6 protein-coding genes are annotated in these 14,039 nt (G+C 36.4%); 5 read left to right on the top strand and 1 reads right to left on the bottom strand.

Features of this window, described 5'->3' with window-relative positions:
- Positions 1-75 precede the first annotated feature (75 nt).
- The 4 genes from OZP10_RS19910 (at position 76) to OZP10_RS19895 (ending at position 10,374) form a co-directional block, all read left to right on the top strand.
- The gene (locus OZP10_RS19910; RefSeq protein ID WP_281632424.1) at positions 76-4,113 is read left to right on the top strand and encodes a hybrid sensor histidine kinase/response regulator transcription factor; all 4,038 of its coding nucleotides are present in this window, start codon (positions 76-78) and stop codon (positions 4,111-4,113) included.
- 195 nt (positions 4,114-4,308) lie between these two features.
- Entirely contained in the window at positions 4,309-5,457 is a 1,149-nt protein-coding gene (locus OZP10_RS19905; protein ID WP_281632423.1) for a BT3233 family polysaccharide utilization protein, read from the top strand.
- Positions 5,458-5,488: 31 nt separating this feature from the next.
- On the top strand, positions 5,489-6,280 hold the full coding sequence (locus OZP10_RS19900; RefSeq protein WP_281632422.1) for a gluconate 5-dehydrogenase: 792 nt from the start codon (positions 5,489-5,491) through the stop codon (positions 6,278-6,280).
- Positions 6,281-6,774: 494 nt separating this feature from the next.
- Positions 6,775-10,374 (top strand): heparin lyase I family protein, encoded by a 3,600-nt coding sequence (locus tag OZP10_RS19895; protein WP_281632421.1) that lies wholly within the window; start codon positions 6,775-6,777, stop codon positions 10,372-10,374.
- Positions 10,375-10,477: 103 nt separating this feature from the next.
- Here the strand turns inward: OZP10_RS19895 and katG are convergent, their stop codons facing one another.
- A complete protein-coding gene (gene katG, locus OZP10_RS19890; RefSeq protein ID WP_281632420.1) occupies positions 10,478-12,751 on the bottom strand; it encodes a catalase/peroxidase HPI in 2,274 nt (757 codons plus the stop codon).
- A 484-nt stretch (positions 12,752-13,235) separates the two neighbouring features.
- Between katG and OZP10_RS19885 the strand changes: the two genes are divergently transcribed.
- A complete protein-coding gene (locus OZP10_RS19885) occupies positions 13,236-14,027 on the top strand; it encodes a polysaccharide lyase (protein WP_281632419.1) in 792 nt (263 codons plus the stop codon).
- Positions 14,028-14,039: the final 12 nt, after the last annotated feature.

Here is a 14,039-nt window from a genome sequence, read left to right as displayed (position 1 = left end):
GAATAAAAGTGTTTTCTTTTTGTTTAAATTTAAACATTCAGTAAAAACAAATAACAAATTATAATTCAAACCTTTATGAAGAAAACGATTGTCCTTTTTACGTTTTTCTACATAACTCTTTTCAGTGCGAAAAGTTATGCCCAAGTGCAAGACCGCTATTTCCGAACCATTTCGGTTGATAAAGGCTTGTCGCAAAGTTCTGTTTTTGCCATTCAGCAGGATACTTTGGGTTTTATCTGGATTGGAACACAAGACGGATTAAATCGTTATGATAGTAAAGGTTTTAAAGTTTATCGCCCAATAAAAGACGTTAAAAACAGTCTGCAATCGTATTACATTCGAAGTTTGTTTACCGATCATAAAGGACAATTATGGGTTGGCGGCAATCAAGGCATTAGTGTTTACAATTACAATACGGATAGTTTTATCAATTATCCGCTTCCGCGAAATATTGGCGAATGGTACATTTCTGCCATTACCGAAGACAATCAGCATAGAATTTGGGCTTCTTCTATTGCAGGAGATGTTTTTGTGCTTTCTCCAAATGAAAAGAATTTTGTTCCGATAAAGTTTAATGCGTCTTCGCATGAAATCAAAAAAATCGCTTACATAGGCGTTTGGCAAAAACAGATTTTATTGGGAGCAGATGTGGGGCTTTTCCAACTGAATTCACAATCTCATCAGCTTTCAAAAATAAATCTGACTTCAAAAAAACCTTATATCAATGATGTTTTTATCGAAGAAAAAAAATTATGGATCGCTACAGAAGGCGAAGGTGTAATTGAATACAATGCAGAGAATAGAACTCTTACTTCGCTTCTTCATAATGCTGGAAACAATAGTATTGCCGATAATAACATTAGATGCATTAACAAAGATACCGAAGGAAATTTATGGTTTGGAACGTTTAAAGGTTTGAGTATTTATAACCTTAAAAACAAATCTTTTAGCAATTATTCGCACCAAATTTCACAGCCTTATACAATCAGCCAGAATTCGGTTCGCTGTATTTTTAGAGATAAACAAAACGGAATCTTGTTGGGAACCTATTATGGAGGTTTGAACTATTATCATAAAAACGATATTAAGTTTAATCTTTTAAGCCAAAACTCAGGAAAACCATCTTTAAATGATGAAGTTATTGGCGTTATCAAACAAGATGCTAAAGGCAATTTCTGGATTGGCAGCAACGATAAAGGGCTGAATTACTGGAACAAAACTGTCAATACCATAAGTTATTATTCCAATAGCGAAAACAATCCAAATAGTTTAAGTTCGAACAATATTAAAGCCATTGAATTTGACAATAACGGAAATGTTTTGGTGGGAACGCATAACGGCGGATTGAATATTTTGAATCCGAATACAGGTTTAGTGCAGCGTTTTCGCCACGACGAAAACAATCCGAACAGTATATCAGGAGATTTGGTTTATAGTTTACTGAAAGATTCTAAAGACAGAATTTGGGTCGGAACACGATCTGGATTGGATCAGTTTCACCCCGAAACCAAAACATTTACACATATCCATTTGGATAAAGCAGGAAAAAGACCCACTTCTGACGATATCACTTTTCTTTTTGAAGATAGTAAAAAACGAATTTGGATTGGCACCACCAACGGCGTAACGCTTTTTTATCCAGAAACGCAATTATTTGGCACTATTGGCCACGGAAAATTAAGCGATGATATTGTAAACTGCATTACCGAAGATCCAAAACACCGAATCTGGATTGGAACGCGAGAAGGTTTGCGATTGTACGATGAAACGCAGGAATCGTTTATTAGTTTTAAAGCAAGAAAAGACTTCTTCAAAGAAACGATTTACGGCATAATTCCAGACGAAGACAACTTATGGATTTCTACCAACACGGGATTAATTAAGTTTAATCCAGACAAAGGTTCTGTACAGACTTTTGACGAAAGTGATGGTTTACAAAACAAACAATTTAACGATTATGCTTTCTGCAAGGCTAAGGACGGAATGCTGCTTTTTGGCGGTATAAAAGGAATTTCGTACTTCTACCCGTCTATGGTAAAACAAAGTCCGCTGCCTTTAAAGTTGAGTTTTACAGCTCTAGAAGTTCTCAATAAAACCGTTGCTGTTGGCGACGAAACTGATATTTTGGAACAGCATATTGATCAGGTTAAAGAATTGGAAATTGGACCAGAATACAAACAGTTCAGTATCTTTTTTAATACGTTCAATTACATTTCTTCCAACAGAACTTATTATTTCTACAAATTGGAAGGAGTTGATAAAGACTGGCAAAGAACAGACGAATTGAAGGTAAGCTACAGCAATTTATCTGCAGGAAAATATAATTTTCAGATAAAAGCTGTTGGTCCAAATGGTGAAATGAGCGCTGTTAGAAGTTTGCAAATTGTAATACTTCCGCCTTGGTACAAAACGATATGGTTTTCTTTGTTGTTACTTGCTATTATTGGTACAGCAGTTTATATCGGTTTTAAAATCATTAAGGAAAGAATTCAAGCCGAACAGCAGCTAAAACTGGAAAGAATTGAGAAGGAAAGAGTGAGTTATATCAACCAAATCAAAATGGATTTCTTTACTAATGTATCACATGAACTCAGAACTCCTTTGACGTTGATTCTAGCGCCTTTAGAAGAATTATTAAAAATGCCGTTTGCAGACAAAATCACCAAAAAGAAACATGAATTAATGTTCATTAATGCAAAACGTCTTTACAATTTGGTCGATCAGCTGTTTGAGTTTAGAAAAACAGAAATGGGAACGCGTCCGTTAAAAGTGGGCAAAAGTGATATTGTTCGTTTTTCACAGGAAATTTTTGAGTCGTTTAAACCGCTTTCAGAAAAAAACAACATTCATTACACTTTTCATTCAGCCGAAACACAACTTGTATTTCTTTTTGATAAAGATGCGATGGAGAAAATTTTGTTCAATCTCTTGTCTAATGCTTTTAAATACACCAAAGAAGGACAAAGTATTCATGTTGAATTATTGAAGAAAAACGATACGGTACAAATAAAAGTCGCTGACACGGGAGTCGGAATTAGCACGGAGAATTTATCTAAAGTCTTTGATCGTTTTTATCAAGTAAACAACCGCGAAATGAATTTGGGCTCTGGTGTTGGTTTGGCTTTTACAAAACGTTTGGTCGAATTGCATCATGGCGAAATTAGCGCCGAAAGTGCCGAAGAACAAGGAAGCACTTTTACAGTTGGTATTCCGATTTTGGATCAGATTTACAAAAACGATCAGCAGATAGAAGAATCTCTGTATGATTTGTCTATTGTTACCGATAATGAATTGGATAATGAAAATGAAATAGAAGAAGAAAATGAAGCAATAGACAGCAATCAGCCTATTAAATTACTGATTGTAGATGATAACAAAGAAATTCTAGATTATCTGCAGGATTATTTTAGCAAAGCCTACGATGTAACGGTTGCATACAACGGTCAGATGGCATTAGATTTATTAGAAATTAATCCTTTTGATTTAATTATCAGCGATGTAATGATGCCTGAGCTAGATGGTTTGCATTTTTGTAAACGTGTTAAACAGAACATTAATACGTCGCATATTCCACTGATGCTTTTAACGGCACGAAATGAAACCAGTCAACAGATAAAAGGCCTTGAAATGGGTGCCGATGATTATATTACAAAACCATTTTCGACGCCATTATTGGCTGCAAAAATCACCAATTTATTGCGTTCTCGTAAACGATTAAAAGAGTACTATTCGGCTGGAAAAGAAATGGTTCCAGAGAATATTGCATTCAATACTTTAGATGAAGAATTTTTAAAAGAAGCCATTAGAATTGTCGAAGATCATTTGGCAGATTCTGAATTTACTGTAGATCATTTCAGCCGTGAAATCGGAATGAGCCGTTCGAATCTTTATATCAAATTAAAAGCAATCACAGGCGAATCGGCAATGGATTTTATTAAACGAATCCGTTTCAAAAAAGCTGTAGAATTAATGCAAAGCAAGCGATATACAATTGCTCAAATAACTTACATGTGCGGTTTTAATTCGCCATCTTATTTCTCAACCGCTTTTAAACAGCATTACGGTTGTATGCCAAGCGAATATTTAGCCCGATTAGAAAACACAAAAGAATAACTTACAACAACATAACTAGCTCTATAAATGCAAAATTTCCTTAGTTCATCATAGCTTTTAAAAACCTCAACAAGGTTTAAAATCAACTTTTAAAAAATCAAAAAAACTATCCGACAGAAAAAAATCACAAGTCGGACAGCTCAATCTATGCCTTAACTGAACCTATTCATACAAAAAATATTCAAAACAAATCTCATGAAATTTTCACACTTTATCTTACTGTTTTGTGCTTTACCTTCTGCATTAATTGCTCAAAACAAGACTAGCATAACCATTACAAACCATTCTGCTCTAGACAGAAAAGAAACGGTGACAGCCATAAAATGGAAAGACATTCTTCTCTCCTATCCGCAGATTGATACTGCCGATTTTTTAATCATTGATCCTAAAACAAAAAAGCAAATTCCGTTTCAATTAGAACACAAAGGACAATCTGCGATTCAGAATGTATTGGTTCAAATAGATCTTAAAGCAAAAAGTTCGCTGCAGCTTTTCATTCAAAAGGGAAAACCAGAAAAATTCTCTTCTAAAACTTTTGCTCGATTTGTCCCTGAAAGATTGGATGATTTTGCTTGGGAAAATGATAAAATCGCTTTTCGAGCTTACGGAAAAGCTCTAGAAAAAACAGAAGGCGATGCTTACGGTTTTGATGTTTGGGTAAAAAATACTTCTAAACTGGTTCTAAATGACCGTTATAAAAGCAATGATTATCATATCGATCACGGCGACGGACTTGATTACTATCATGTTGGCTATACTTTGGGCGCAGGAAACATGGCTCCTTTTGTAAAAGATACTATCCGCTATTCTGGAAATTATCACCAATGGAAAATATTGGATAATGGTCCGCTTCGCACGACTTTTCAATTGATTTATGACATCTGGAATGCTGGCGGAATTAAAGTGAAGGCTACAAAAACCATTTCTATAGATGCTGGTTCACAGCTTAATAAAATTGAAAATAATTTCATTTTCGACAATAAAACCCCTTTACCTGTTGTGGTTGGGATTATAAGACGTGATAAGCAAGGCATAATTGGCTTAAATGAACAACAGGGAATTATGAGTTATTGGGAACCCACTTTTGAAAAAGAAGGAACTACAGCTGTAGGAACCATATTGAGCACTCCTGCCCAAAAAATGTGGGTAGATAAAGAACAGCTACTAGCCCTAACTTCGGTAAAAAATAACGAACCTATTGTGTATTATTCTGGTGCCGCTTGGGACAAAGCGGGGCAAATAACCAATTCTAAGCAATGGCAGGATTACTTGGATCGTTTCAATCAGGAACTTCAAAATCCTTTGATTGTAAATGTGAAAGAAGCATCAAAAACAAAAAAATAATTAAGAATACTATTAACCAAAAAACAAAAAAATGTCAATTAACTTATTTGATTTAACAGGGAAAACAGCGCTAATTACAGGAGGAGTTCACGGATTAGGAATGGCAATGGCTAAAGGTCTTGGACATGCAGGTGCAAAAATTGTAGTAAATGATCATTCTTCGCAAGAGGCTGTAGACAGCGCAATTGCAGAATATAAAGCAGAAGGAATTGATGCTTATGGCTATTTATTTGATGTTACCGACGAAAATGCAGTAATAGCAGCAATCAGCAAAATTGAAGCTGAAGTTGGCCCTATCGATATTCTAATCAATAACGCTGGAATTATCAAAAGAACTCCAATTATCGAAATGGAAGTTGCCGATTTTGAAGCGGTTATAAAAGTAGATTTAACGGGTCCTTTTATTGTTTCTAAGAATGTTGTAAAAGGAATGATTAACCGCGGTGGCGGAAAAATCATTAATATGTGTTCTATGATGAGCGAACTGGGAAGAGATTCTGTAAGTGCGTACGCATCGGCAAAAGGAGGTTTGAAAATGCTGACCAAAAACATGGCGACAGAGTGGGCTAAATTCAACATTCAAACTAACGGAATTGGTCCTGGTTATTTTGCTACAAGTCAGACCGCACCAATTCGTGTAAACGGTCATCCTTTTAACGAGTTCATCATGGGAAGAACTCCTGCTGGACGCTGGGGAGATCCTGAAGATTTACAAGGCGCAGCAATATTTTTAAGCTCAAAAGCTAGTGATTTTGTAAATGGTCATGTTGTTTATGTTGATGGCGGAATTTTGGCTACAATTGGAAAGCCTTCAAACGAATAATTTCTGTAGCTGGTGCATTGGTTTATTGAAAATCGATGCACCAGTTTTATTTTATCGCTTAAAATTCAATTGACTAATCAGAAATAAAAAATACCTTTTCTAAAAATGGTCTTCTTAAATCGGTAAACACTTGATTTTATAAAAATCAAACTTTTTACATTCTTATTAATTGTAGCTGGTTACAACTTCAAAAAACATCCATAAAATCAAAATATGCAATGTGGTAAATATTCTTAATAGCGCTCAGATAGTGAGTTTCTGATATAAACCCAAGGAGATTAAAATTCTATTGGAGCCTTCATATCTATGAAACATCATCTATCAAATCTGATAAAAATGAATATTTACACAAATTCAAAACATTTATATCCGAATTTGAAATATCTTTTTTATTCCCGCATTTAACTTAGTCATCCAAAACCACAAATCTCTTTGGCTATTAAATGCGACCCAAAGAAAAGCTTATTTACTAACTCAACCAAAACCAATTAATTATGAAAAAAAGTTTACTTGTTTTACTTTGTGTATTTTCTTTATTAGAAATTAAGGCACAAAATTCCAATTGGGAATACAACTTTGGCATTACCGCCTCGATGCCATACGCGTCTACTTCTTATAGTTCAACTTATTTGCCTTCACCAACGGCTGGCGGAGGTACTGCTAGTGTAAGAGCTTCGTCTACTACTGAAGGTTTTGTTGAACTCACTTCTTCTAATTTGGCAGGAGGTTCGGGAGCCGAACTTAAAATGAATAGTGGTACAACCGTATCGGGCGCAAAATTTGGTTTGGGTTCTTTTACAGCTACAGCCATTGCAGCATTTGAATGCAAGATCAACATTACATCAGGAACTAATGGCAGATTCTTAATCTATTTTGGCAATGGCAGCAATTTTACCAACGGTAGCGGGATAAGTTTACCGCAAACATTTGCCGCCTTAAGACTGTCTCCTACTCCCACCGCAATAAGCCTTGATTGGCTTTCGTCTACGACAAGTCCAAACTATACAACAGCAGGACTTTCGCAGGTTACAATAAATAAAAGTCAGGTTTATGTTCTAAAATTTTTTATGAACAATAGCAATGCTGAAACTTCCTATACAACTGGAAGTGCGTCTAACTTAACTACTCATAACCTTGCCGCAGGAACTTTTGACATCTGGATCGATAATACTAAAGTACTTACCAATGCTGACCCTGGAACTGGTTTTCTTCCGCAAGGCACTAATATTAACAGTATGAATTTGCTGAATGTGGGAGCAGGATCATCAGCACCTGTAATGTATATGGATGATATCGTTTATTCTAACTCTTTAATTGCAACACCACCCACACCACCTGCAACAATTACTGGTACCCTTGTTACTGTTGACTATGAAAGTGGTACAGCAAACTCTGGAATTTCAAACTTAACTACAACACATGCCACTGCTAGTGATGCGGAATACTTGGTAAGTCCCGGCCGTACTGGCAATTATGCTATAGCTCATCGCGTAACTATTGGAGATTCGGGATATTTTTCTGATAACCATTGGCGAAGCGAGGCAGCCACAGCTCAAATGCCTACAGACGGGAAATATTATCCGGGAGATGAACGCCGTTTTGAAGTGAGTCTATTACTAAAAGATTGGGAATCTTATACTGCGGGAATGGCTCAAAATGGCGATATTATTTTTCAAGGCAAACAAAGTGGCGGAGAAAATCCTGCATGGTACTTAAGCGCAAAACGCAATAGCATTACCTTCCGTATACCTAACGACAATATTGAACCGTCTATCATAGATGATTTTCGTCCCTATATAAATCAATGGATTGATTTTAGGATTGATGCAAAAATGACAACTGATAATACTGGTTATTATAAGGTTTATTATAGGTTACCTGGACAAACTGATTATACATTGGCATGGCAGGTGAGCAATTTTAAAACTTTCAATCAGGATGTTCCTGAAGCTAACCCTTCGGGATATTTGAAATGGGGTTTGTATCGTCCAGGACAGTCTATTACATCTGATCCTCCTAATGTAATGACACGTATTATTTATCATGATGACATCAAAATTTTTGAGCTGAATAATACTAGTGCGCCTGTACAAATCTGGGGAAACACATTCACTGGAAATAATGTTGAATTTATCGCGCCTATTACGGCAGGAAACACCACACATCCTAATATAATCAGTGACGGAAATGCGGCACCAAATTTTTATTATGGCACTAGCGGTGGCCTCAATACAGCAGGCGTAATTAGTGGTCGTGTTTTACTAAATGGCTGGACCAGCAAAACAAATACTTCAGATCCTGCTACTTCATTTAATCCAGATCAGTATTTTGAGTTCAAACTTCAACCTAAAAATGGCTACAAAATAGATTTTTCTAATCTTCAATTTACGGCTAGAAAAGGAAACGCTTCTGATCCTAGCACATTTGTTTTAAGATCCAGCATAGACGGTTTTACAAGTGATATTACGGCACCTCAAACCTTCACTGGAACTGCTGCAACTTTGCTTACTTATGACCTAAGCCCTTTGACCAATATCAAAACCCCAATTACATTTCGTTTATACTGGTACGGATCAAACAGAATCTCTGGAACTTCTTTAGTGGGTATTGATGACTTTTCATTCAACGGTCAAGTTAAACCAGTACTGTATCTGCCTGAAATGTCAAATATTATCACTAACACTAATACCGGTTTACCTACCTATACAACACAAGCCAATGAATTTGACATCACCGCTTTAAACAACTGCAGTAACGTTGCTTACAGCTATTTGCTTACTGGAGCAACCTCTGCTACTGGTAATACTACATTAGCCAATAAAGTTTTTAATAAAGGAATTACAACTGTTACGTGGACAGCAACCGATGGATGCAATAATAGTTCGACTTCTTTCACTATTACGATTAATGATACAGAAAAGCCTGTTTTTGCAATACCTGCTCCCATAACGATCTCAAATGACGAAAATCAGTGTGGAGCAACATTTATATTAACTCAACCAATAGTTACTGATAATTGCGCTGTAACAGGTATTACCAATAACGCACCAGCATTATTTCCAAATGGTACAACAACTGTAATATGGACGGCTACCGATGAAAATGGCAATACCGCCACAACCTCGCAAACGGTGACAGTTACGGATGCACAAAAACCAACTGTAAACTCAGTTGCTTCTGTTGTTCTTTGTTATGAATCAAGCGGAAATTACAATATCCCTTTAGCAACTGCTACCGATAATTGTGCAATTGATACCGTTACTTATACAATTACAGGTGCAACTACAAGAAACGGAAATGGATTAGATGCAAGTGGAAATTTTAACGTAGGAACATCCGTTATAACATGGACGGTTACTGATAACGCAGGAAATAACAGTACTAACACCTCAACAATAACCATCAATAATCCGATTGCGGCTCTCATTCCAGATGTATATGCTGTAAATCCGGGAGGAGACGCTAATACTATTTACTTAGGATATGGCCCTTCTTCTTTAACATTGAACGCAACGCCTACAAATGGAACAGCACCTTTTACTTATTTGTGGAGTAACGGAGCTATAACAGATGCTATTTCTATTAATCCGTCAACACCGGGAGTTCACGATTACAGCGTAACCATTACTGATGCGAAAGGCTGCTATATTACCATAACAAAACAAATAAAAGTAATCGATATTAGCTGTGATGCAAAAAAAGTACTAATATGCCATACGAACAATAAAAGTCTTTGCATTTCTGCCAACGCTGTGTCAGCACATTTAGCACATGGTTGTCATCTAGGCTCATGCGAGGCTACTTTGTCTTTAAAAAATACTGCACCAAAAATTTCAGAACATCAAATAGATGATTTTATAGTTAATGCATCGCCAAATCCAACAAAAACTGAATTTCAGATAAACATCATTGGAGGAGATGAAACGCAGGCTATTTATATTAATGTGTTCGATATATTGGGAAGAAAAATAGACACTGTCAAATCAAATTACACGTCGGCTATAATACTAAAAAATAACTTTAGTGCAGGAATATATCTTGCCGAAATATGCAATGGAACAAATACAAAAACCATTAAACTTATAAAACAATAATGTAATTCTTATTTGCAAAAATTCATCTCATAAAAAAACTGCCCCGAAATAGTCTTTAGCTATCAGGGGCAGTTCCTATTATTAACTTATTGCTTCTACTGTATTAAGCCTTTAAGTCGAATCGATCCAAATTCATTACTTTAGTCCATACTGCAATAAAATCTTTCACAAATTTTTCATGCGCATCAGAAGCTGCATACACTTCTGCAATTGCTCTTAATTCTGAATTTGAACCAAAAACAAGATCGGCACGTGTTCCAATCCATTTAGGCTGTCCGGTTCTTCTATCGTTTCCTGCATAAAGTTCCTGATCATTAGAAACCGATTGCCATTGCGTGTTCATATCTAGCAGATTTACGAAGAAATCATTTGTCAAACGACCTGGTCGAGTGGTAAAAACACCGTTTTTACTTCCATCCGCGTTAATATCTAAAACGCGAAGTCCTCCTAAAAGCACTGTTAATTCTGGTGCTGTAAGATTCAATAAATTTGCTTTATCTATAAGAAGTTCTTCTGTTAGAACAGATGATTTTGTTTTTCTATAATTTCTAAAACCATCCGCTTTCGGTTCAAGATAGCCAAAAGATTCAACATCTGTTTGCTCGGCAGAAGCATCCATACGTCCTGGAGAAAAAGGAACAGAAGCTGAAGCTCCAGCATCTTTAGCCGCTTTTTCAACAGCAGCAGAACCAGCCAAAACAATTAAATCGGCTAATGAAACTTTTTTATTACCATTTACATTATTAAATTCTTTTTGAATAGCTTCTAATTTATCTAAAACCACTTTTAATGCAGCAGGATTATTTACTTCCCAGTCTTTTTGTGGTGCAAGTCTTATGCGTCCACCGTTTGCACCGCCTCGTTTATCTGATCCTCTAAATGTAGATGCAGAAGCCCAAGCTGTCGAAACTAACTGAGAAATACTTAAACCTGAATTTAATATTTTTTCTTTCAGCTGAGCTACATCTTGATCGTCAATTAATGTATGATTTACTTCTGGAATAGGATCTTGCCATAGCAATTCTTCTGCAGGTACTTCAGATCCAAGATAAAGAGCTCTCGGCCCCATATCACGATGTGTCAGTTTAAACCATGCACGAGCGAAAGCATCTGCAAATTCATCAGGATTTTCAAAAAATCGGCGTGAGATTTTCTCGTAAGCTGGGTCTAGTCTTAGCGATAAATCGGTTGTAAGCATTGTTGGCAAGTGCTTTTTATTAGGATCAAAAGCATCTGGAATAATTGCTTCAGCATTTTTTGCAACCCATTGATGTGCACCTGCTGGACTTTTAGAAAGTTCCCATTCAAAACCAAATAAGTTTTCAAAAAAGTTGTTGCTCCATTGGGTTGGCGTTTTTGTCCAAGTCACTTCAAGTCCGCTCGTAATTGCATCTGGACCTTTTCCTGAACCATAACTGTTTTTCCATCCTAGACCTTGCAATTCTAAGCCAGCAGCTTCTGGTTCTTTACCTACGTGATCAGATGAAGCGGCTCCGTGAGTTTTACCAAAAGTATGTCCGCCAGCGATTAACGCTACCGTTTCTTCATCATTCATTGCCATACGCCCAAAAGTATCTCGTATATCTTTGGCTGCTGCGATTGGATCAGGATTTCCGTCTGGCCCTTCTGGATTTACATATATAAGTCCCATCTGCACTGCGGCAAGAGGTTTTTCAAGATTTCTACTGTGAATCTTTCCATCTGCATCATCATCTGATGAAACCACACCATGATCCTTCGGAACACCTTCTGAACCATCTTTGTAACGTTCATCGCCACCAAGCCAAGTAGTTTCAGATCCCCAGTACACAGATTCATCTGCTTCCCATACATCGGCACGTCCTCCTGCAAAACCAAATGTTTTAAAACCCATTGACTCCAAAGCAACATTTCCTGTTAAGATTAGCAAATCGGCCCATGAAATTTTTTGTCCATACTTTTGTTTTATTGGCCAAAGCAGTCTTCTTGCTTTATCAAGGCTCACATTATCAGGCCAGCTATTAAGAGGTGCAAATCGCTGTTGTCCAGCACCAGCTCCTCCTCTACCATCATGCACTCTGTAGGTTCCAGCGCTATGCCAAGCCATTCTAATGAAAAGTCCGCCATAGTGACCAAAATCGGCAGGCCACCAATCTTGTGAATCAGTCATAAGAGCATGTAAATCTTTCTTTACAGCTTCAAGATCTAGGCTTTTAAACGCTTCTGCGTAATTAAAATCCGTATTCAGCGGATTTGACAATACTGAATTTTGTCTTAGGATATTTAATTTTAACTGTTGAGGCCACCAGTCACGATTCTTCGTTCCTGAAGCTGCTTGCTTGTCCATGCTCCCGTTATGAAAAGGGCATTTGCTGATGTCATTTGATTGATTATCCATAGTTGAAAAATTTTATTTTTTACTAAATTACAAACTAATGAAAGAGAAAATTAGGGCTGTGGATTGTAAATACTACTTCCAAAATAGACAAAATCTATTCATCGTCATTTTTCATATTTAAAATCCTTATAACTCATATAGTACGCAAAAAAAGATATTTCTTGAAAAAACATTTTTTTCTGCTATGAGATATTGACTACATAAATTTAATAAAAAGAATCTTTTCATTTATAAAAAATTATATCCCAGTCACTTGCTGTAAATATTATACTCCAATGGAGCATTTTTGAAGAAAAGAGAGTTGTATCAATCTTTAAAAATATACAAAAAATATAGCTCGGATTTCTGTGTACGTAAAAACGTACTTTATTACTCCTTCTTAAAATTTATATTCTTCAATTTTACACTTTCGGTTCCCAAATACCGTAATCTACTATCTATTATTACTAACTATTAATCGTTTACTAACCTTAAAACTAAAAAAATGAAGAAATTCTTAAAATTAACCAGCGTATTATTTATTACAGCATTGGTGCTTAATTCCTGTGAAAAGGAACAAGAAGATTTAAATGGAAAACAAATTGCTAAAAAAGAAGCACAGCAGCTTGCTAACAAAGATACCATCTCTGCTAATGCACCGCTTGAAGGCAGCACAACAGCTAAAGGAACAGCTGGAGCAAGAACCATTACATTGCAAACTAATACATTATCTTGTCCTGGCGGTTTATGCACATCGTACGGCGTTTGGTCTACGGGTGTTTATACTGTTTGGTTTCAAATGAAATTTAACAACGGATTTTATTGGAGCCGAGGTGGAAAATGTGGATATGGAATCTTAATTGGTGACCAAAACACAGGTGGCGACGCAGCATGGGACGGAAATGGCGGAAGTGCCAGATTTATGTGGTACTGCCCTAGTGGATCTAACAGTACAAAAGGAAGTGGCGCTTATCTTCAGCCTTATGTGTATTACAGAGATCAACCAGGACAATATGGCAATGATTTTGGAAAAAAATATTATATCCAAGAAGGTGTGACGTATAACTGTCAAATATCTGTGAAGTTGAATACGGGTTCTAATACAGATGGATACGTTAAATATTACGTAAATGGAACAGAGATATTGAACGAAAAAATTCGCTGGGTAACGAACGATTCTAAGCGAAATGTAAATGCTGTAAGTCTACACACTTTCCGTGGCGGAAGTCAAGATTATTGGACAGCTCCAGTTACAAGTTCTATTTATTATCCCAGCGCATCTTGGGATGCTCTATAATATATAGACTTT

This window comes from Flavobacterium luteolum (assembly GCF_027111275.1).
Classification (GTDB): Bacteria; Bacteroidota; Bacteroidia; order Flavobacteriales; family Flavobacteriaceae; genus Flavobacterium; species Flavobacterium luteolum.
Note: the sequence above shows the minus strand (reverse complement) of the source record. Positions and strands in the feature narration are given on the sequence as shown.